The following is a 21,649-nucleotide window of genomic DNA, read 5'->3' on the forward strand; positions in this document are numbered from 1 at the left end:
CATGAACCCACTGACACCCCAGGCCCGCGTCGCGGTGATCGGCGCCGGCGCGATGGGTGCCGGCATCGCCCAGGTCGCGGCCCAGGCCGGCCATCCGGTATGGCTGCTGGACAACCGCCCGGGCGCCGCGGCGCAAGCCATCGCCAGCATCGACCGGCAACTCGCCAGGCGCGTGACCAATGGCAAGCTCGATGCCCAGGCGCACAGAGCGACCATGGCCCGACTGCAGGCGGCCGAAGCCATCGAGCAACTGGCCGACAGCGAGCTGATCATCGAAGCCATCGCCGAGAACCTCGAAGCCAAGCGCGAGCTGTTTCGCCAGCTGGAAAGCCTGTGCCGCGACAGCTGCATCCTCGCCAGCAACACCTCTTCGCTGTCGATCACCCGCATCGCCGCCGGCCTGAAACGACCCGAACGCCTGCTGGGCCTGCACTTTTTCAACCCGGCGCCGGTCATGCCGCTGGTCGAGGTCGTCTCGGGACTGGCCAGCGACCGGCAACTGGCGCAGTGCCTGTACGACACCGCCACGAACTGGGGCAAGCAGCCGGTGCACACCCGCTCCACCCCGGGCTTTATCGTCAACCGCGTGGCCCGGCCGTTCTACGCCGAAAGCCTGCGCCTGCTGCAGGAAGGCGCCGGCGACTGCGCCACGCTCGACGCCCTGCTGCGCGAGGCCGGTGGTTTTGCCATGGGCGCCTTCGAACTGACAGACCTGATCGGGCATGACGTCAACTACGCGGTGACCCGCTCGGTATTCGAGGCCTATTACGGCGACATGCGTTTTCAGCCATCGCTGATTCAGCAGGAACTGGTGGATGCCGGGTACTTCGGACGCAAGAGTGGCCAGGGTTTCTATGCCTATACCGAGGGCGTCGAACGCCCCGCCCCCGTGGAGTTGCACAGCGAGCAAAACATCGAGCACTGCGTGGTCGAGGGCGACCTGGGGGCTGCCCACGGCTTGCTGCAACGCTTGCGCGAGTCCGGTGTGCGCCTGGTCGAGCGTGATGGCCCTGGCCTGGTGCGAGTCGGCGATGCGGTACTGGCCGTCAGCGACGGACGCCTGGCCAGCCAGCGCGCCCGCGACCAAGGCTTGAGCAACCTGATCCTGCTGGACCTGGCCCATGACTACGCCAGCGCCGGCCGCCTGGGCATCAGTTGCTGCGCCACCACCAGCCCACTGGCCCGCGACCAGGCGGTGGCGCTGCTGCGACGCGCCGGGTTCAAGGTCAGCCAGCTCAGCGACAGCCCGGGGCTGCTGGTCCTGCGCACCGTGGCGATGCTCGCCAACGAAGCCGCCGACGCCTTGCTGCAAGGCGTGGCCTCGGCGGTGGACATCGACCTGGCGATGCGCGCCGGGGTCAATTACCCCGAAGGCCCCCTGGCCTGGGCCGACCGCCTGGGCCTGCCATGGGTGCTCGAGGTCCTGCAAAACCTGCAGGCCGCCTACGGCGAGGAACGTTATCGACCGTCCCTGCTGTTGCGCCGCCGGGTTGCCGAAGGGAGGACGCTGCATGCTTGATCACCCCGCCATGAGCCTGGCCAGCGCCTGCGCCCAGAGCCTGTTCAAACGCGACAACGCCAGCCAGGCCCTGGGCATGCGCCTATTGTCAGTAGCGCCCGGCACCGCCCGGCTGGGCATGAGCGTGCGCGAAGACATGCTGCAGGGCCACGGCACCTGCCACGGCGGCTTGCTGTTCACCCTGGCGGACTCGGCCTTCGCCCTGGCCTGCAATACCTATGACGAAGCCACGGTGGCCATCGGCTGCAGCGTCGACTACATCGCCCCGGCCCGCCTGGGCGACACCCTGACCGCCGATTGCATCGAGCAAAGCCGCAACGGCCGCACCGGCAACTACGACGTACGGATCGAAAACCAGCATGGCGTGTTGATCGCCCTGTTCCACGGCAAATCCTACAAAGTGCGCGGCCCGGTGCTGGCGCAGGAGGCCCCCAATGAATGACGCCCTGATCATCGATGCAGTCCGCACCCCCATCGGCCGTTACGGCGGCGCCCTGAGCAGCGTGCGCGCCGACGACCTGGGCGCGGTGCCGTTACGCGCCCTGGTGCAGCGCAACCCCGGAGTCGACTGGAGCCGGGTCGACGAAGTGATCTACGGCTGCGCCAACCAGGCCGGCGAAGACAATCGCAACGTGGCACGCATGTCGGCGCTGCTGGCCGGGTTGCCGGTGGAGGTCCCCGGCACCACCCTCAACCGCTTGTGCGGCTCCGGCCTGGACGCCATTGGCAGCGCCGCCCGCGCCCTGCGTTGTGGCGAGGCCGGGCTGGTGCTCGCCGGCGGCGTCGAATCGATGTCCCGCGCGCCGCTGGTGATGGGCAAGGCGCAGACCGCGTTTTCGCGCCAGGCCGAGCTGTTCGACACCACCATTGGCTGGCGCTTCGTCAACCCGTTGATGGAACAAGGCTTCGGCATCGACTCGATGCCGGAAACCGCGGAAAACGTCGCCGCGCAGTTCGGCATTTCCCGCGCCGACCAGGACGCCTTCGCCCTGCGCAGCCAGCAGCGGGCCGCGGCGGCGCAAGCCAGCGGACGCCTGGCCAGGGAAATAGTCGCGGTGCCCATCCCCCAGCGCAAAGGCCCGCCGAGCCTGGTCGAACACGACGAGCACCCAAGGGGCGACACTACCCTCGAACAATTGCAGAAGCTCGGCACGCCATTCCGCCAGGGCGGCAGCGTCACCGCGGGCAACGCCTCGGGGGTCAACGACGGCGCCTGCGCCCTGTTGCTGGCCGACGCGGTAACCGCGCAACGCTACGGCCTCAAGGCACGCGGCCGGGTGGTCGCCATGGCCACCGCCGGGGTCGAACCGCGGATCATGGGCATCGGCCCGGTGCCGGCCACGCGCAAGGTGCTGGAACTGGCCCGGCTGAGCCTGGCGGACATGGACGTGATCGAGCTTAACGAGGCGTTCGCCGCCCAGGGCCTGGCGGTGCTGCGCGAGCTGGGCCTGGCGGACGACGACGAGCGGGTCAACCCCAACGGCGGCGCCATCGCCCTGGGCCACCCCCTGGGCATGAGCGGCGCGCGCCTGGTGACCACCGCGCTGCACGAACTGGAGCAACGCCAGGGTCGCTACGCCTTGTGCACCATGTGCATCGGCGTGGGCCAGGGCATCGCCCTGATCATCGAACGACTTTAAGACGGGATACACCCGCGCCCGGAGCCCCCACGGGTATCCTGGGCGCAGGCACTCAGGAGCCGCCTGCAGGCGGCTCGACACAACAATAATTCGAGTGAAGCCATGAACATGCCAATTGCCAAAGCCGTGCTTGATCCCCTGCTGGACCCGCTGGAGACCGCCAGCGTCGACCAGTTGCGCCAGCATCAACTGGAACGCCTGCGCTGGAGCCTGAACCACGCCTACCGCAATGTGCCGCTGTACCGTCAGCGCTTCGACGCGCAGGGCGTGCACCCCGACGACGTGCGCAGCCTGGAGGATCTGGCGCAGTTCCCGTTCACCAGCAAGTCCGACCTGCGCGACAACTATCCCTACGGCATGTTCGCCGTGCCGATCGAGGACGTGGTGCGCCTGCATGCTTCCAGCGGCACCACTGGCAAGCCAACGGTGGTCGGCTACACCCAGAACGACATCGACACCTGGGCCAGGGTGGTCGCGCGCTCGATTCGCGCCGCCGGCGGCCGGCGTGGCGACAAGGTCCATGTGTCCTACGGCTATGGCCTGTTCACCGGCGGTCTGGGAGCCCACTACGGCGCCGAGCGCCTGGGCTGCACGGTGATTCCGATGTCCGGCGGCCAGACCGAAAAACAGGTGCAGCTGATCAAGGACTTCCAGCCGGACATCATCATGGTCACGCCCTCCTACATGCTCAACATCGCCGACGAGATCGAGCGCCAGGGCATCGATCCGCAAAAGCTCGCCCTGCGCCTGGGGATCTTCGGCGCCGAACCCTGGACCGCCGAACTGCGCAGCGCCATCGAACAGCGCCTGGGCATCACCGCGCTGGATATCTACGGGCTCTCGGAAATCATGGGCCCGGGCGTGGCCATGGAATGCGCCGAGACCAAGGACGGGCCGACCATCTGGGAGGACCACTTCTACCCCGAGATCATCGACCCGGTGACCGGCCAGGTGTTGCCGGACGGCCAGATGGGCGAGCTGGTGTTCACTTCGCTGAGCAAGGAAGCCCTGCCGATGATCCGCTACCGCACCCGCGACCTGACCCGCCTGCTGCCCGGCACCGCGCGACCCATGCGGCGTATCGACAAGATCACCGGACGCAGCGACGACATGCTGATCATTCGCGGGGTCAACGTGTTCCCCACACAGATCGAGGAGCAGGTGCTCAAGATCCGGCAACTCTGCGAATGCTACGAGATCCACCTATATCGCAACGGCAACCTCGACAGCGTCGAGGTGCATGTGGAGCTCAAGAACGAGCATCAACAACTGGGCAACGAGCAGCAGAAAGCCATCTGCGACGAATTGAGCCGGCACATCAAGACCTACATCGGTATCAGCTCGTGTATCGTTTTGCGCCCGGCCTTTTCCCTCAAGCGCTCCGAGGGCAAGGCCAGCCATGTGGTGGACAATCGGCAGAAATAAGCCATTCCCAGCTTAAAGCCCCGCTTCGGCGGGGCTTTTTTTGCCCGAGGAAAAGCCTTCAATGAGCAAAGCGATACAAAACAATATACGACACGCCATTTTATGTTTGATATTTATTTTTGTATCACATATAAAGTTCTCCATGCCCAGGCAATCCTTCACGGCAGGAGACGCACCATGTACGCACAGCTGGTAGAGACCGGAGTCAAAAGCATCAAGCCGCGTTCGGAGATGTCCGAACAGGAACGTGCCTTCCAGGACAAAATCGATTCGGAAATCAAGATCGAAGCCAAGAACTGGATGCCGGATGCCTATCGGCAAACCCTGATCCGGCAGATTTCCCAGCACGCCCATTCGGAAATCGTCGGCATGCTGCCCGAAGGCAACTGGGTGACCCGCGCCCCGACCCTCAAGCGCAAGCTGCAACTGATGGCCAAGATCCAGGACGAAGCCGGCCACGGCCTGTACCTGTACAGCGCGATGGAAACCCTGGGCGCCGATCGCGACGAGGAAATCGCCAAGCTGCACAGCGGCCGCGCCAAGTACTCGAGCATCTTCAACTACCCGACGCTGAACTGGGCCGACATGGGCGCGGTGGGCTGGCTGGTGGACGGCGCGGCGATCGTCAACCAGGTGGTGCTGCAGCGCACCTCCTACGGCCCCTACTCCCGGGCCATGGTGCGCATCTGCAAGGAAGAGAGCTTCCACCAGCGCCAGGGCTACGAAATCCTCCTGACCATGATGCGCGAGGGCAACCAGGCGCAGAAGGACATGGTCCAGGACGCCATCAACCGCCTGTGGTGGCCGGCACTGATGATGTTCGGCCCCAGCGACGAACACTCGCCCAACAGCGCGCAGTCCATGGCCTGGAAGATCAAGCGCCAGAGCAACGACGAACTGCGCCAGCGCTTCATCGACCAGACCATCCCGCAGCTGGAGCTGCTCGGCTGCACCTGCCCGGACCCGGACCTTAGGTGGAACGCCGAACGCGGCCACTACGACTTCGGCGAGATCCAGTGGGACGAATTCTACGAAGTGCTCAAGGGCAACGGCCCTTGCAACCAGGAACGCGTCGCTACCCGGCGCAAGGCCATCGAGGACGGCGCCTGGGTCCGCGAAGCCGCGGTCGCCCACGCCCGCAAGAAAACCAATAAAAACGCCGCGTGAACCGTAGCCGCTGCCGAAGGTTGCAATAAGGCTCGAAGGGCCTTCGAGGGCCTCAAGAGCGCGCGCCCTTCGGGGTCGATCGCAGCCTGCGGCCGCGGCTACATGAATTCAGCCCCTGATGTGGAGTCACCCATATGTCCGAATGGACCCTCTTCGAAGTCTTCGTGCGCAGCAAGCACGGGCTCAACCACAAGCACGTCGGCAGCGTGCATGCCGCCGACAGCGCCATGGCCATCGAGAACGCCCGCGAGCTCTACACCCGCCGCAGCGAAGGCGTGAGCCTGTGGGTGGTGCCCTCGGCGCTGATCGTCGCCTCGTCCCCGGATGAAAAGGACCCGCTGTTCGACCCGGCGGACGACAAGGTCTATCGCCACGCCAGCTTCTACGAGCTGCCGGCCGAAGTCGGGCACATGTGAGGTCGACCATGAACACGCGAAGCGAATTGATCCAATACCTGCTGCGCCTGGGCGACAGCGCCCTGGTCCAGGGCCAGCGCCTGTGCCAGTGGTGCGGCCGCGCGCCGGCCCTGGAAGAAGAACTGGCGCTGATGAACGTCGGCCTCGACCTGGTGGGCCAGGCCCGCAACTGGCTGGACTACGCCGCCGAACTGCTGGACGACGGCCGCGATGCCGACCACCTGGCGTTCCGCCGCGACGAGCGGGCCTATCGCAACCTGCTGCTGGTGGAACAGCCCAACGGCGATTTCGCCGTGACCCTGCTCAAGCAGTTTCTCTACGATGCCTGGCACCTGGAAGTGCTCAAGGGCCTGGCCCAGTCCAGCGACGAACGCATCGCCGGGATCGCCGCCAAGGCGGTGAAGGAAGTCACCTATCACCTGCGCCGCTCCAGCGAATGGGTCGAACGCCTGGGCGACGGCACCGAGCACAGCCACCAGCGCATGCTGGAGGCGATTCCCCTGCTCTGGCGCTTCACCGTCGAGCTGATCGGCGGCGACGACAGCGAAAACCACCTGCACGGCGCCGGCATCATCGCCGACCCCGCGCAGGTCGCCAGCGCCTGGCAGGCGACAGTGGCGCGGATTTTCGCCAGCGCCACCCTGCCCCTGCCAGCGGCCCCCAGCCATTTCTACCTGGATGCCCGCCGCGGCCTGCACAGCGAACACCTGGGCATTTTGCTGGCGGAAATGCAGGCGCTGCCACGAGCGTACCCCGATGCGACCTGGTGAGCTGATTTCCAGCGACCGCGGCGCCCGTGCCCAGCAGCCGGGCGACCTGGAAGCCGCCTGGAGCATCCTGAGCGCGGTCATGGACCCGGAGGTGCCGGTGGTCAGCGTGGTGGAGCTGGGCATCGTCCGCGACCTCGACTGGCACGACGGCCACCTGCAGGTGGTGGTCACCCCGACCTACTCCGGCTGCCCGGCCACCGAGGTGATCGAGGGCGATATCCGCGCCGCCCTGGAACTCGCCGGTTTTTCCGCGCCCCGGCTGCAACGCCGGCTGACCCCGGCCTGGAGCACCGACTGGATCACCGCCAGCGGCCGCGAACGGCTGCGGGCCTACGGCATCGCCCCGCCCGTGGGCAGCAGCAAGCGCAGCCTGCTGGGCGAAAGCGCTGCCATCTGCTGCCCGCAATGTGGCAGCAGCCACACCGAACAGCTCAGCGAATTCGGCTCGACCGCCTGCAAGGCGCTGTATCGCTGCCGGGACTGCCTGGAGCCGTTCGACTATTTCAAGTGCATCTGACGCCGTGTCAGTGGGAGAACAACCATGAGCAAATTCCACAGCCTGACCATCAAGGATGTGCGCAGCGAAACCCGCGATGCGGTGTCTATCGCCTTCGAAATTCCGCAGCACCTGCAGGACAGCTTTCATTTCACCCAGGGCCAGCATCTGGTGATGCGCACCCAGCTGGATGGCGAGGAAGTGCGCCGTTCCTATTCGATCTGCGCCGGGGTCAACGACGGCGAGTTGCGCATTGCCGTGAAGCGCGTGGCCGGCGGGCGTTTTTCGGCGTTCGCCAATGACCGGCTCAAGCCCGGGCACTGCCTGGACGTGATGCCGCCCGCCGGGCACTTCCATGTCGAACTCGACCCCGCGCGCCATGGCCAGTACCTGGCGGTGGCGGCCGGCAGCGGCATCACACCGATCCTGTCGATCATCAAGAGCACCCTGGAAACCGAGCCCCACAGCCGCGTCACCCTGCTGTACGGCAACCGCGCAAGCTCCGCCGCCCTGTTTCGCGAACAGCTGGAAGACCTGAAGAATCGCTACCTGCAACGCCTGAACCTGATCTTCGTGTTCAGCCGCGAACAGCAGGACGTCGACCTCTACAACGGCCGGATCGACGCCGACAAATGCGCCCGGCTGTTTTCCCGCTGGCTCGACGTCAAGGCCCTGGACGCCGCCTTCATCTGCGGCCCGCAGGCGATGACCGAAACCGTGCGCGACAGCCTGAAAGCCCATGGCATGGCCGCCGAGCGCATTCACTTCGAGCTGTTCGCCGCCGCGGGCAGCCCGCACAAGCGCGAGGCGCGCGAAGCCGCCCGGCAGCTCGATGCGGCGGTCAGCCAGATCACCGTGATCAGCGACGGTCGCGCCCTGGCCTTCGACCTGCCACGCAATAGCCAGAGCATCCTCGACGCCGGCAATGCCCAGGGCGCCGAACTGCCCTATTCGTGCCGCGCCGGGGTGTGCTCCACCTGCAAGTGCAAGGTGATCGAGGGCGAAGTGGAGATGGACAGCAACCACGCCCTCGAGGACTACGAAGTGGCTGCTGGGTACGTGCTGTCGTGCCAGTCGTTCCCGGTCAGCGACAAGGTGGTGCTGGACTTCGACCAGCTCTGACCTGTGGCCGCTGCCGGAGGCTGCGATCGACTTGGGCGGCACTCCGACGAAGCGGGCGCACGGTCTTGAGATCGCTGAAGGCCTTCGGCCTTATCGCAGCCTCCGGCAGCGGCTACAGAAAAAATTCACCGCGTTTCAACCAAAACAAAAACAACATCAAGAGAGCGCTCCCATGACCCCGCAAGACATCGAACAGATCCGCCGGCACCCCGACTTCATCCAGCTGGTGCGCCGCAAACAGAACCTCTACTGGTCCCTGACCCTGGCCATGCTGGTGATCTACTACGGCTTCGTGCTGCTGGTGGCGTTTTCCCCCAGCACCCTGGGGCGCTCGCTCAGTGGCGGGGTGACCACGGTGGGCATGCTGGTGGGCGTGGCGATCGTGCTGCTGGCCTTCGCCCTCACCGGCTTTTATGTCTATCGCGCCAATAACGTGATCGACCCGCTGAACGAAAAGCTCAAGCAGGAGTGCGCCCAATGAAGCGCTTGCTGGCGTTGTTCGCCCTGCCGTGTCTGTTCGCCACCGACCTGGCGCTGGCCGCCGAAGGCAGCGCGCGCCCCTTGAACTGGAACGCCATCGGCATGTTCCTGGTGTTTGTCCTGTTCACCCTCGGCGTCACCCGCTGGGCCGCCCTGCGCACCCGCTCGGCCAGCGACTTCTATACCGCCGGCGGCGGCATGAGCGGCTTGCAGAACGGCCTGGCGATCGCCGGCGACATGATCTCCGCAGCGTCCTTCCTGGGCATCTCGGCGATGATGTTCCTCAACGGCTACGACGGCCTGCTGTACGCCCTGGGCGTACTCGCCGGCTGGCCGATCATCCTGTTCCTGATCGCCGAACGCCTGCGCAACCTGGGCAAATACACCTTCGCCGACGTGGTGTCCTACCGCCTGGAACAGACCCCGGTGCGCCTGACCTCGGCCTTCGGCACCCTGACTGTGGCCCTGATGTACCTGGTGGCGCAGATGGTCGGCGCCGGCAAGCTGATCGAGTTGCTGTTCGGCATCAGCTACCTCTATGCGGTGATGCTGGTCGGGGTGCTGATGGTGTTCTACGTGACCTTCGGCGGCATGCTCGCCACCACCTGGGTGCAGATCATCAAGGCGGTGATGCTGCTGTTCGGCACCAGCTTCATGGCGTTCATGGTGCTCAGGCATTTCGGTTTCAGCACCGAGGCGATGTTCGCCGGGGCCAGCGCCGTGCACGCCAAGGGCAGCGCGATCATGGCCCCGGGCGGGCTGCTGTCGAACCCTATCGACGCCATTTCCCTGGGCCTGGGCATGATGTTCGGCACCGCCGGCCTGCCGCATATCCTGATGCGCTTCTTTACCGTCAGCGACGCCAAGGAAGCGCGCAAGAGCGTGTTCTACGCCACCGGTTTCATCGGCTACTTCTATCTGCTGCTGATCGTGGTCGGCTTCGGCGCGATCGTCATGGTCGGCACCGATCCTTCGTTCCGCGACGCCAGCGGCGCGATCATCGGCGGCGGCAACATGATCGCCGTGCACCTGGCCCAGGCGGTGGGTGGCAACCTGTTCCTCGGCTTCATCTCGGCGGTGGCCTTCGCCACCATCCTCGCGGTGGTCGCCGGCCTGGCGCTGTCCGGCGCCTCGGCGGTGTCCCACGACCTGTACACCTGCGTGCTGCGCAAAGGCCAGGCCAGCGAGCAGCAGGAAATGCGCGTGTCGCGCATCGCCACCCTGTGCATCGGCGTGCTGGCGATCGTCCTCGGCCTGCTGTTCGAGTCGCAGAACATCGCCTTCCTCTCCGGGCTGGTGCTGGCCATCGCCGCCTCGGTGAATTTCCCGGTGCTGTTCCTTTCGATGTTCTGGAAAGGCCTGACCACCCGCGGCGCCGTGACCGGCAGCCTGGCCGGACTGGTGTCGGCGATCGTGCTGCTGGTGCTGAGCCCGGCGGTCTGGGTCAACGTGCTGCATCACGAACGGGCGCTGTTCCCTTATTCCAACCCGGCGCTGTTTTCCATGAGCCTGGCGTTCCTCAGTGCCTGGCTGTTCTCGGTGACCGACACCTCGGCGCGGGCCGAACTGGAGCGTGGCCGCTACCTCGCGCAGTTCATCCGCTCGATGACCGGTATCGGCGCTTCCGGCGCCAGCAAACACTGAACCCGTTCCAATCGATGACAGGGAATAACAACAATGAACCCCGTTTCCATCGCCTCACCGAAACACCTGCTGCCGGCCATGGCCTCGCTGGGCCTGGGCCTGTTCACCTGCAGCGTACAAGCCGACTTCATCGGCGACAGCAAGGCGCGGATCGAAATGCGCAACCACTACATCAATCGTGACTTCCGCCAGGCCAACGCCGCGCAGTCCAAGGCCGAGGAATGGGCCCAGGGCTTCACCGCGCGACTCGAGTCCGGCTACACCGAGGGCACCCTGGGTTTCGGCCTGGACGCCCTCGGCGAGCTCGGGCTCAAGCTCGACTCCAGCGCGGATCGCCGCGGCACTGGCCTGCTGCCGTTCGGCCCCAACAGCCACGAACCTGCGGACGAGTTCAGCGAGCTGGGCCTGACCGGCAAGCTGCGCCTGTCGAAAAGCGTCTTGAAGATCGGCACCCTACAACCGCTGCTGCCCGTGGCCACTTACAACGACACCCGTCTGCTCGGCTCGACGTTCCAGGGCGGCCTGCTGACCAGCCAGGAAATCAGCGGCCTGACGGTAAATGCCGGGCGCCTGACCGAAGCCAACCTGCGGGACTCCTCGAGCAACGACGACATCGGTTATGGCGCCGCCCGCAGCGATCATTTCGACTTCGCCGGTGGCAGCTACGCCTTCAACCCGCAACTGAGCCTCAGCTACTACTACGGCAAGCTCGAACAGATCTATCGCCAGCACTACCTCGGCCTGCTGCATACCCAGCCCCTGGGCGGCGGCTTCAGCCTGCGCAGCGACCTGCGCTACTTCGACAGCCGTGGCGACGGCGCCGAGCGCGCCGGGCGGATCGACAACCGCAACTTCAACAGCATGTTCAGCCTGATCAAAGGCCCGCACAAAATCAGCGCCACCTGGCAGCAGCTGTCCGGTGACAGCGCCTTCCCGTTCCTCAACGGCGGCGATCCCTACGTGGTCAACCTGGTGACCTACAACACCTACACCCGCGCCGAGGAAGACTCCTGGCAACTGCGCTACGACTACGACTTCGCGGCCATGGGCCTGCCCGGCCTGACCTTCATGACCCGCTACACCGACGGCCGCCACGTCAAGGCGGGCAACATCGACAACGGCCGCGAGACCGAACGCGACACCGACATCACCTACGTGATCCAGAGCGGACCGCTGAAGGACCTGAGCATCCGCTGGCGCAACGTGACCTTTCGTTCGGGCAACGGCCTGACCACCGACCTCGACGAGAACCGCCTGATCCTCGGCTACACCCTGGCTCTTTGGTAAACCCCGCCGGCGCGGTCGCTGGCCGCGCCGGCCTCATTCATCATCCGGAGGAATCGTGATGCCTCACGCCCCTACCCTGCAAAGCTTCATCGCCGGCCGCTGGATCGGCCAACACGGCGCCCAGGTGCTGCGCAGCGCCATCGACGGCCACGAACTGGCCCGCACCCATGAAGAACGCCTGGATTTCGCCGAGGCGCTCGACCATGGCCGGCGCCAGGGCATCGCCTCCCTCATGGCCCTGGACTTCCAGCAGCGCGCCCAGCGGCTCAAGGCGCTGGCGCTGTACCTGAGCGAGCGCAAGGAACAGCTGTACGCTATCTCCCATCACAGCGGCGCCACCCGCGCCGACAGCTGGATCGACATCGAGGGCGGCAACAGCACCCTGTTCACCTATGCCAGCCTGGGTTCGCGGGAACTGCCCTCGGGCAATATCGTCCACGAAGGCCCGGCGCTGCCGTTGAGCAAGCTCGGCAGTTTCGCCGGCACCCATATCCTGGTGCCCCGCGGCGGCCTGGCGGTGCATATCAACGCTTTCAACTTCCCGATCTGGGGCATGCTGGAAAAATTCGCCCCGAGCTTCCTCGCCGGCATGCCGTGCATCGTCAAGCCGGCCACCGCCACCAGCTACCTGACCGAAGCCGTGGTGCGCCTGATGGATGAATCGGGGCTGCTGCCCGCCGGCAGCCTGCAATTGGTGATCGGCGGCACCGGCGACCTGCTCGATCGCCTGCTGGGCCAGGACGTGCTGACCTTCACCGGCTCGGCAAACACCGCGGCCAGGCTGCGCGCCAACCCGCAGCTGATTCGCAACTCGGTGCCGTTCAATGCCGAGGCCGACTCGCTGAACTGCGCGATCCTCGCCCCGGACGTGAGCCCGGACGACGAAGAGTTCGAGCTGTTCATCAAGGAAGTGGCCCGGGAAATGACCACCAAGGCCGGGCAGAAATGCACCGCCATTCGCCGCGCCATAGTGCCGGCCCGGCACCTCGACGCGGTTGCCAGCCGCCTGCGCGACAGGCTGGCCAAGGTAGTGGTCGGCGACCCGGCGGTGGAAGGCGTGCGCATGGGCGCGCTGGCCTCCCACGACCAGCAACGGGACGTGGCCGAACGCCTGGAGAGCTTGTTGCAGAGCAGCGACCTGTTGTTCGGCGCCCGCGACGGCTTCGAGCCGCGCGGGGCAAACACCCGAGAGGGCGCGTTCTTCGCCCCGACCCTGCTGCAGGCCCGCGACCCGCATGCCGAAGGCGGCGCCCACGATATCGAGGCCTTCGGCCCGGTCAGCACGCTGATGGCCTATGACGACCTCGACGAAGCCCTGGCCCTGGCCGCGCGAGGCAAAGGCAGCCTGGTGGCCAGCCTGGTGACCCGCGATCCACGCATCGCCGCCAAGGCCATCCCGGTGGCCGCGGCCTGGCACGGGCGCCTGCTGGTGCTGGACCGTGAATCCGCCGCCGAATCCACCGGCCATGGCTCGCCGCTGCCGCAGCTCAAGCACGGCGGCCCGGGCCGCGCCGGCGGCGGTGAAGAACTCGGTGGCCTGCGCGCGGTGAAGCACTACCTGCAACGGGCAGCGGTGCAAGGCTCGCCGACCATGCTGGCGGCGGTCACCGGCGAATACGTGCGCGGCGCCAAGGTCATCGAGACCGAGGTGCATCCGTTCCGCCGGTTCTTCCAGGACCTGCAGATCGGCGAGTCGTTGCTGACCCACAGACGCACGGTGACCGAGGCCGACCTGGTGAACTTCGGCTGCCTGTCCGGCGACCACTTCTATATGCACTTCGACGAGATCGCGGCCAAGGAGTCGCAGTTCGGCAAGCGCATCGCCCACGGTTACTTCGTACTGTCGGCGGCAGCCGGGCTGTTCGTGTCCCCGGCGCCGGGCCCGGTGCTGGCCAACTATGGCCTGGACACCCTGCGTTTCATCAACCCGGTGGGCATCGGCGACACCATCCAGGCGCGCCTGACCTGCAAACGCAAGATCGACCAGGGCAAGCAGAGCCCGCAAGGCATCCCCCAGGGTGTGGTGGCCTGGGACGTGGAGGTCAGCAACCAGCTGGGCGAGCTGGTGGCCAGCTACGACATCCTGACCCTGGTGGTCAAACGCGAAGACTGACCGGCACCGCCCGCAGGAGCTGGTTTATCGGCTCCTGCGCGGGCTCGGGCGGTATTTGTGGCAAAAGATTTCAGAGTTTCTTGATCTTCACCGGTGCTTGCGGCAAGTTGCGCGCTTCGTCAATACAAGGAGCAGCCAATGTCCGGTTCACTGGCCCAGGCTTTCACCCACAACTTTCTCGGCCATTCACCGCGCTGGTACAAAGCCAGCATTCTCGTCTTCCTGCTGCTCAACCCCTTGCTGCTGTTCACGGTCGGCCCGGTGGCGGCCGGCTGGATGCTGGTGGCCGAGTTCATCTTCGCCCTGGCCATGGCCCTCAAGTGCTACCCGTTGATGCCCGGCGGCCTGCTGGTGCTGGAAGCCGTGGCGCTGGGCATGACCACGCCCCAGGCGCTGTACGACGAACTGGTGCACAACTTCCCGGTGATCCTGCTGCTGATGTTCATGGTGGCCGGCATCTACTTCATGAAGGAGCTGCTGCTGTTCCTGTTCTCCCGGCTGTTGCTGGGGGTACGTTCCAAGGCGCTGCTGGGTCTGCTGTTCTGCTTTCTCTCGGCCTTCCTCTCGGCGTTTCTCGATGCCCTGACGGTGACTGCGGTGATCATCAGCGCCGCGGTGGGCTTCTATTCGGTGTATCACCGGGTGGCGTCCGGCAACGACCCGCGCCAGGACAGCGAATTCAACGACGACCAGCACTTGCCGCAACTGCATCACCAGGACCTGGAGCAGTTCCGCGCCTTCCTGCGCAGCCTGCTGATGCATGGCGCGGTGGGTACCGCCCTGGGTGGCGTCTGCACCCTGGTGGGCGAGCCGCAGAACCTGCTGATCGGCCATGAAATGGGTTGGCACTTCGCCGACTTCTTCCTCAAGGTCGCCCCGGTGTCCCTGCCGGTGCTGGTGGCCGGGCTGGTGACCTGCGTGCTGCTGGAGAAACTGCGCTGGTTCGGCTACGGCACCCTGCTGCCGGACAACGTGCGCGCGGTGCTGGCCAACTACGCCGCCGAAGACAACGCCGAACGCACCGACCGGCAACGCGCGGCGCTGCTGGTACAGGGTGTGGCGGCGCTGATCCTGATTGCCGCGCTGGCCCTGCACATCGCCGAGGTCGGCCTGATCGGCCTGATGGTGATCGTGCTGATTACCGCGTTCACCGGCATCACCGACGAGCACCGCCTGGGCAGCGCGTTCAAGGATGCGATGCCGTTCACCGCCCTGCTGGTGGTGTTTTTCGCGGTGGTGGCGGTGATTCACGACCAGCAGCTGTTCACCCCGCTGATCCAGTGGGTGCTGGCGCTGCCAGCGGGCCAGCAGCCGGGCATGCTGTTTATCGCCAACGGGCTGTTGTCGGCCATCAGCGATAACGTGTTCGTCGCCACCATCTACATCACCGAAGTGAAACAGGCCTTCGCTTCCGGACTGATGAGCCGCGAACACTTCGAAGCCCTGGCGGTGGCGATCAACACCGGCACCAACCTGCCGAGCGTGGCCACGCCCAACGGCCAGGCGGCGTTCCTGTTCCTGCTGACCTCGGCGATCGCGCCGCTGGTACGCCTGTCGTATGGACGCATGGTGTGGATGGCGTTGCCCTACACCGTGGTGATGGGGGTGCTGGGCTGGTATGCGGTGAGCTACTGGCTGTAAGGATGTAGCCGCTGCCGTAGGCTGCGATCGACCCGCAGGGTCGCGGCGGTCTCCAGATCGCTGAAGGCCTTCGCCTTATCGTCCGAACGCGGCCCGAGCCTGCGGCAGCGGCTACAGGTTTTGCATTAGCGCGGCAGGATAAATCGTTCGATTGCCTCGGCGGCGCCATCCACGACATTGCTGCCCGTCACCAGGTCGGCCTGGCGTTTCACCGCCGCTTCGGCCTGGCCCATGGCAATCGACAACCCAGCCTGCTGGAACATCGCCGGGTCGTTGCCACCATCGCCCAGCGCCGCGGTGCGCGCAAGCGGCACCCCGAGAAACTCCGCCAGGGTGATCAGCGCCTGCCCCTTGTTGGCCTGCAGCGCCGTCACATCCAGGTACACCGGCTGCGAACGGGAGACCTGCGCCCGCCCGCCGACCTGCTCCAGCAAACGCGCCTCCAGTTCCACCAACAGTTCAATGTCGGCACTGGCGGCGACTATCTTGTCGATGCGCGGCAGGTAGTCCTCGAAGCTCTCCACCACCACCGGCGGATAACCCAGGCCATGCTGCTCGCGCGGCACCATCGGCCCATGGGGATTGCGCAGCAGCCATTCACCGTCGGCGAACACCCAGACTTCGACTTCCGGCTGCGGCGACAGCAGCGCCAGGACAGTGTTGGCGACCGCTACCGGCACATGGTGGCGCACCAGGAAACTGCCATCGGGATTGACGAGGGTGCCGCCATTGAACGCCGCGGTCGGCAGGTCGACGCCCAGGGCCTCGATCTGCTGCAACATGGCCCGCGGCGGCCGCCCGGTGGCGAGGCTGAAGAACACCCCGGCTTCGCGCAGCGCGCGCACCGCGGCGATGGTGCGCTGGCTCAAGCTGTGATCGGGCAGCAGCAAGGTGCCGTCCATGTCGCTGAGCAGGAACTGGATGGGATGCTGCCCCTCGCCCCTCATCCGAGGCTGTGCCATTCACGGCCGTCGCGGGTCAGCAACTCGTCGCCGGCCGCCGGTCCGTCTTCACCGGCCCGGTAGATATGCACCTTGGCCTTTTCCTTCCAGGCATCGAGGAACGGCTGCACCGCGCGCCAGCCGTTTTCGATGTTGTCGGCGCGCTGGAACAGGGTCTGGTCGCCGGTCAGGCAATCGTAGATCAGCGTCTCGTAGCCGGTGGAAGGCTGCATCTCGAAGAAGTTCTTGTAGGCGAACCCCAGCTCGATATTGGCCATCTCCAGGGTCGGCCCGGGCTTTTTCGCCAGCAGGTCGAACCACATGCCTTCATTGGGCTGGATCTGGATGCGCAGGTAGGTCGGCTGCAAGTGGTCGACCTCGGTATCGCGGAACTGCGCGTACGGCGCAGGCTTGAAGCAGATGGCGATCTCGGTGTCGCGCACGCTCATGCGCTTGCCGGTACGCAGGTAGAACGGCACGCCGACCCAGCGCCAGTTGTCGATCATCACCTTGAGGGCGACGTAGGTTTCGGTGTTGCTGTCCGGGGCCACATTGGCCTCTTCGCGGTAGCCGGCCACCGGCTTGTCGCCCGCCTTGCCCGCCACGTACTGGCCGCGCACCGAGTTGGCCAGGGCCTCTTCGGTGCTCCAGGGACGAATCGCCCCCACCACCTTGGCCTTTTCTCCGCGCACCGCATCGGCGCCGAAGGCCGCCGGCGGTTCCATGGCGACCATCGCCAGCAGCTGGAACAGGTGATTGGGCACCATGTCGCGCAGGGCGCCGGTGTTTTCGTAAAAGCTGCCACGGGTTTCCACCCCGACGGTTTCCGCCGCGGTGATCTGCACGTGGTCGATGTAATGGTTGTTCCAGAAAGCCTCGAACAGGCTGTTGGAGAAACGGCTGACCAGAATGTTCTGCACCGTCTCCTTGCCCAGGTAATGGTCGATCCGATAGATCTGCTTCTCGCTCATCACCTTGAGCAGGCATTCGTTCAGCGCTTGCGCGGTGTGCAGGTCGGAGCCGAACGGCTTCTCCACCACCACCCGGCGAAACGCGTTGTCCCCTTCGACCAGCAACCCCGACGCACCCAGGCGCTGCACCACTTCACTGAAGAAGCGCGGTGCGGTGGCCAGGTAGAACACCGCATTGCCGGTGCCGCTGGCGGCGATTTTCGCCGCCAGCGCGTCGTAGGTGCTGTCGTCCAGGAAGTCGCCCTGGACATAGCTGATGCCATTGGCCAGCTTGGCCCAGAGCGCCGGGTCCAGCGCTTGCGCGCCGCTGCCGACCTTGCCGGCAGCCTCGGTGCGAATGAAGTCCTCGAGCTTCTTGGCGAAATCCACATCGCTGATCGCGTTGTGATCGACGCCGACAATCTTCAACCCCTCATCCAGCAAGCCGTCACGGTTGAGGTTGTACAGCGCCGGCATCAGCAGGCGCTTGACCAGGTCGCCATGGGCGCCGAACAGAAACAGTGTGGTGGGTGGAGCGGGTTGAGCCTTGGACTTCTTTCGCGAGGAGGTCATTTTTTCGGAGTCTCCACGTGGCCGCCGAAGCCGAAACGCATGGCCGACAGCATCTTGTCACCATAGGTGCTCTGCTGGCGGGAGCGGAAACGGGCGAACAACGAACTCGACAGCACTGGAACCGGCACCGCCTGCTCGATGGCGGCTTCGATGGTCCAGCGACCTTCGCCGCTGTCGGCCACTTCGCCGGAGAAACCGTCGAGCTGCGGATCGGTGGCCAGGGCGTCGGCGGTCAGGTCCAGCAACCAGGACGAGACCACGCTGCCACGGCGCCAGACTTCGGCGATATCGGCAACGTTGAGGTCGAAGCGCTGGTCTTGCGGCAGGCTTGGCGAGGCTTTGGTCTTGAGGATGTCGAAGCCTTCGGCGAAGGCCTGCATCATGCCGTACTCGATGCCGTTGTGGATCATCTTGACGAAGTGCCCGGCACCGGCGGGGCCGGCGTGGATGTAACCGCGCTCGGCGCGATCGTCTTCGGCCACCCGGTCCTTGGTCCGCGGGATGTCGCCCATGCCCGGTGCCAGCGCATCGAACAGCGGGTCCAGGCGGCGGACGACCTCGGCGTCGCCGCCGATCATCATGCAGTAGCCGCGCTCCAGGCCCCAGACGCCGCCGGAGGTGCCGACGTCGATGTAGTTCAGGCCTTTTTCCGCCAGCGCCTGGGCGCGACGGATGTCGTCCTTATAGTAGGTGTTGCCGCCATCGATGATCACGTCGCCCGGTTCGAGCAACTGGCTGAGGGTTTCGATGGTGTCTTCGGTGGGCGCGCCAGCCGGCAGCATGACCCAGACCGCGCGCGGCTTCTCCAGGCCGGCGACCAGGGCCGGCAGGTCGGCGACGCCCTTGGCGCCTTCGCCACTCAGGGTGCTGACAAAAGCGCTGTTACGGTCATAGACCACGGTTTCATGCCCATTGAGCATCAGGCGCCGCGCAATGTTTCCGCCCATGCGGCCCAGTCCGATAATCCCCAGTTGCATGTGCTGATGCTCCTTACTACTAAATTGTGTCAAAAGGTTATAGCCCAACGAGGCCAGTGAGGGTTAGTCCAGAGCGGCTGGACTAAGTTTCCCAAGCAGTGAGTGGATAACGACGCGAATCGCTTCGAAGGCACAACGACCGCTGAAAATAAAAAAGTTCCCTTTGCCGGCAAAAGAAATCAAAATTGCCGCCGATAGTGTTTCAGGCCCCGGAATTCGAGCGGCCGGACCACAGTTGATGCACGCCATTTGCGAGGTGAGCAATGGGCACAGTACTACCGGCACGACCAGCACAAACCCTCTACGTCACTATCCGTCGTGACGAGTTGCGCGAACTGAAGAACGAGCGCGACCAGTTGAAGCAAGAGCTGGCGCAACTGCGCCTGGCATTGCAGAACCAGGGTCAGGTGGCTGCCGTCACCCAGCTACACGCCTGAGAATCCGAGGAACCCGCCCGCCGTGGCCGGTCCTTGCAACAGGTTGTTAATGAAGCCGGCTGAGTCCTTTACGGATCGCCGGCTTCTTTTTGCCCGTCGCTTTTTACCCTGCCTGCCTCCTGGCGACGGCATTATCTGACACGCAGGTACCAACTCACAAAGTTTTCACACCTGCTTGTGGATACTCCGGCGCAATATTGCCGCCCCCACGGGCGCGGCGCGCGTTCGCCGAGGTAGTCGAAGCTTTCCGGCGAATGTCATGTTCAATGCAGCTGGAGCGCTCGATGGCAGTGTTTAAACGCGACAAGACGTCCGCGAAAGGGTTTGACTGGGCGGGCCTGGGCTGGCTCTTCCTGTTCTTCTGGTACTTCTCCGGCATCACCCAGTTACTGATCCAGCTGACCGACACCTCCGGGTTCGCCGGTTTCCGCCAGGCCTTCATCATGAGCGCCATCTGGCTGGCGCCGATGCTGCTGTTCCCGGCCCGCACCCGCGCGATGGCCGCCGTCATCGGCATCGTGCTCTGGGCCTGTTCCATGGCCAGCCTGGGTTACTTCTTCATTTACCAGCAGGAGTTCTCCCAGAGCGTCATCTTCATCATGTTCGAGTCGAACCCCTCCGAAGCCGGCGAGTACCTGACCCAGTACTTCGCCTGGTGGATGGTGCTGGCGTTCCTCGCCCATACCGCCTTCGCCCTCTTCCTCTGGACCCGCCTGCGCCCGGTCTACCTGCCGCGCGGTCGCGCGCTGGTGGCGGCCATGGCCATCCTGATCGCCGTCATCGGCTACCCGCTGATCAAACAGACCGCGCGCACCGGCAGCTTCGCCGGCGGCCTGGAGAAATTCGAGACGCGCATCGAGCCCGCAGTGCCGTGGCAGATGGTGGTGGCCTACCGGCGCTACCGCGAGCAGCTGGAAAACATGCAGGGCATGCTCGACAACGTGAGCAAGATCCCGCCGCTGCAGAACCTCAAGGACAGCATGGCCAACCAGCCTTCGACCCTGGTCCTGGTGATCGGCGAGTCGACCAACCGCCAGCGCATGAGCCTCTACGGCTACCCGCGCCAGACCACGCCGGAGCTGGACAAGCTCAAGGACCAGCTGGCGATCTTCGACAACGTCATCACCCCGCGCCCCTACACCATCGAAGCCTTGCAGCAGGTGCTGACCTTCGCCGACGAAGAAAACCCCGACCTGTACCTCAAGACCCCGTCCCTGGTCAGCGTGATGAAGCAGGCCGGCTACAAGACCTACTGGATCACCAACCAGCAGACCATGACCAAGCGCAACACCATGCTCACCACCTTCTCCGAGCAGGCGGACGAGCAGGTCTACCTGAACAACAACCGCAACCAGAACGCCCGCCAGTACGACGGCGATGTGCTGGAGCCGTTCTCCAAGGCCCTGGCCGACGGCGCGCCGCGCAAGTTCATCGTGGTCCACCTGCTGGGCACCCACATGAGCTACCAGTACCGCTACCCGCCGAGCTACGACAAGTTCACCGACCGCACTGGCGTGCCGGCCGGCGTGCGTGACGACCAGGTGCCGACCTACAACAGCTACGACAACGCCGTGCTGTACAACGACTTCGTGGTTTCGAGCCTGATCAAGGACTACGCCAAGGCCGACCCCAACGGCTTCCTGCTGTACCTGTCGGACCATGGCGAAGACGTGTTCGACTCCGCCGGCCACAACACCCTGGGCCGCAACGAAGGCAAGCCGACCGCGCCGATGTACACCATTCCGTTCATCGCCTGGGCCTCGCCGAAATGGAAGCAGAGCCATGACTGGAACTTCGCCGGCGACCTCGGCCGCCCCTACAGCAGCTCGCACCTGATCCATACCTGGGCCGACATGGCCGGGCTGAGTTCCGACGAACTGGACCGCAGCAAGAGCCTGGTCAGCGACAGCTTCAAGCCGCGCCCGCTGCTGATCGGCAATCCTTATGAGCGCAACGAGAAAGCCCTGATCGACTTCAGCCTGATGAAGCCCAAGGCGCCGCCACCCACCGCAGTGGTACAGAAATAAGTGGCACAGAAATAAGCGATACCA

At 65.2% G+C, this 21,649-nt stretch carries 19 protein-coding genes; 16 read left to right on the forward strand and 3 right to left on the reverse strand.

The window, feature by feature from the left end; genetic code table 11:
• The first annotated feature begins 1 nt into the window (after position 1).
• The 14 genes from paaH to nhaB all read left to right on the forward strand — a co-directional run bounded on the left by paaH (position 2) and on the right by nhaB (position 15,720).
• Positions 2-1,519: a 3-hydroxyacyl-CoA dehydrogenase PaaH gene (paaH, locus tag AC07PQ_RS21865; RefSeq protein WP_493186228.1), complete on the forward strand. Its 1,518-nt coding sequence runs from the start codon at positions 2-4 to the stop codon at positions 1,517-1,519.
• Positions 1,512-1,961 carry a hydroxyphenylacetyl-CoA thioesterase PaaI gene (paaI, locus tag AC07PQ_RS21870; RefSeq protein ID WP_493186227.1) on the forward strand — a complete coding sequence of 150 codons (450 nt, stop codon included), beginning with the start codon at positions 1,512-1,514 and terminating at the stop codon, positions 1,959-1,961. The genes paaH and paaI overlap by 8 nt, the downstream gene beginning before the upstream one ends.
• Positions 1,954-3,159 (forward strand): 3-oxoadipyl-CoA thiolase, encoded by a 1,206-nt coding sequence (gene pcaF, locus AC07PQ_RS21875; protein ID WP_493186226.1) that lies wholly within the window; start codon positions 1,954-1,956, stop codon positions 3,157-3,159. The genes paaI and pcaF overlap by 8 nt, the downstream gene beginning before the upstream one ends.
• A 102-nt stretch (positions 3,160-3,261) precedes the next feature.
• Positions 3,262-4,584, forward strand: coding sequence for a phenylacetate--CoA ligase PaaK (gene paaK, locus AC07PQ_RS21880; protein ID WP_493186225.1), 1,323 nt, complete (start codon positions 3,262-3,264; stop codon positions 4,582-4,584).
• Positions 4,585-4,761: 177 nt separating this feature from the next.
• The gene (gene paaA, locus AC07PQ_RS21885) at positions 4,762-5,751 is read left to right on the forward strand and encodes a 1,2-phenylacetyl-CoA epoxidase subunit PaaA (protein WP_007926503.1); all 990 of its coding nucleotides are present in this window, start codon (positions 4,762-4,764) and stop codon (positions 5,749-5,751) included.
• 134 nt (positions 5,752-5,885) lie between these two features.
• Entirely contained in the window at positions 5,886-6,167 is a 282-nt protein-coding gene (gene paaB / locus AC07PQ_RS21890) for a 1,2-phenylacetyl-CoA epoxidase subunit PaaB (RefSeq protein WP_007926505.1), read from the forward strand.
• 8 nt (positions 6,168-6,175) lie between these two features.
• Entirely contained in the window at positions 6,176-6,937 is a 762-nt protein-coding gene (paaC, locus tag AC07PQ_RS21895) for a 1,2-phenylacetyl-CoA epoxidase subunit PaaC (RefSeq protein WP_493186224.1), read from the forward strand.
• Positions 6,924-7,454 (forward strand): 1,2-phenylacetyl-CoA epoxidase subunit PaaD, encoded by a 531-nt coding sequence (paaD, locus tag AC07PQ_RS21900; RefSeq protein WP_493186223.1) that lies wholly within the window; start codon positions 6,924-6,926, stop codon positions 7,452-7,454. Before paaC ends, paaD begins: the two co-directional genes overlap by 14 nt.
• 24 nt (positions 7,455-7,478) lie before the next feature.
• Entirely contained in the window at positions 7,479-8,555 is a 1,077-nt protein-coding gene (paaE, locus tag AC07PQ_RS21905) for a 1,2-phenylacetyl-CoA epoxidase subunit PaaE (RefSeq protein ID WP_102679948.1), read from the forward strand.
• 172 nt (positions 8,556-8,727) lie between these two features.
• Positions 8,728-9,036 (forward strand): DUF485 domain-containing protein, encoded by a 309-nt coding sequence (locus AC07PQ_RS21910; protein WP_007926513.1) that lies wholly within the window; start codon positions 8,728-8,730, stop codon positions 9,034-9,036.
• Positions 9,033-10,679, forward strand: a complete 1,647-nt coding sequence (locus AC07PQ_RS21915; protein WP_493186222.1) for a cation acetate symporter — start codon at positions 9,033-9,035, stop codon at positions 10,677-10,679. The genes AC07PQ_RS21910 and AC07PQ_RS21915 overlap by 4 nt, the downstream gene beginning before the upstream one ends.
• A 33-nt stretch (positions 10,680-10,712) precedes the next feature.
• A complete protein-coding gene (locus AC07PQ_RS21920) occupies positions 10,713-11,966 on the forward strand; it encodes an OprD family porin (protein ID WP_493186221.1) in 1,254 nt (417 codons plus the stop codon).
• Positions 11,967-12,024: 58 nt separating this feature from the next.
• The gene (gene paaZ / locus AC07PQ_RS21925) at positions 12,025-14,079 is read left to right on the forward strand and encodes a phenylacetic acid degradation bifunctional protein PaaZ (RefSeq protein WP_493186220.1); all 2,055 of its coding nucleotides are present in this window, start codon (positions 12,025-12,027) and stop codon (positions 14,077-14,079) included.
• Positions 14,080-14,217: 138 nt separating this feature from the next.
• Positions 14,218-15,720 (forward strand): sodium/proton antiporter NhaB, encoded by a 1,503-nt coding sequence (gene nhaB, locus AC07PQ_RS21930; protein ID WP_493186219.1) that lies wholly within the window; start codon positions 14,218-14,220, stop codon positions 15,718-15,720.
• A 125-nt stretch (positions 15,721-15,845) separates the two neighbouring features.
• Here nhaB and AC07PQ_RS21935 read toward each other — a convergent pair whose 3' ends face one another.
• Genes AC07PQ_RS21935 through gnd form a run of 3 tightly spaced genes read right to left on the reverse strand, consistent with a single transcriptional unit; the run spans position 15,846 to position 19,194 of the window.
• Positions 15,846-16,667, reverse strand: coding sequence for an HAD family hydrolase (locus AC07PQ_RS21935; protein ID WP_493186218.1), 822 nt, complete (start codon positions 16,665-16,667; stop codon positions 15,846-15,848).
• Positions 16,664-18,184: a glucose-6-phosphate dehydrogenase gene (zwf, locus tag AC07PQ_RS21940; RefSeq protein WP_053261060.1), complete on the reverse strand. Its 1,521-nt coding sequence runs from the start codon at positions 18,182-18,184 to the stop codon at positions 16,664-16,666. The genes AC07PQ_RS21935 and zwf overlap by 4 nt, the downstream gene beginning before the upstream one ends.
• Positions 18,181-19,194, reverse strand: coding sequence for a phosphogluconate dehydrogenase (NAD(+)-dependent, decarboxylating) (gene gnd, locus AC07PQ_RS21945; RefSeq protein ID WP_225970778.1), 1,014 nt, complete (start codon positions 19,192-19,194; stop codon positions 18,181-18,183). Before gnd ends, zwf begins: the two co-directional genes overlap by 4 nt.
• 230 nt (positions 19,195-19,424) lie before the next feature.
• Between gnd and AC07PQ_RS21950 the strand changes: the two genes are divergently transcribed.
• Positions 19,425-19,598: a DUF6026 family protein gene (locus AC07PQ_RS21950; RefSeq protein WP_007922719.1), complete on the forward strand. Its 174-nt coding sequence runs from the start codon at positions 19,425-19,427 to the stop codon at positions 19,596-19,598.
• Positions 19,599-19,882: 284 nt separating this feature from the next.
• Complete coding sequence (locus AC07PQ_RS21955) at positions 19,883-21,625, forward strand: phosphoethanolamine transferase CptA (RefSeq protein WP_007922718.1); 1,743 nt, start codon at positions 19,883-19,885, stop codon at positions 21,623-21,625.
• Positions 21,626-21,649: the final 24 nt, after the last annotated feature.

It is taken from the genome of Pseudomonas sp. GW821-FHT09E12 (genome assembly GCF_059416085.1).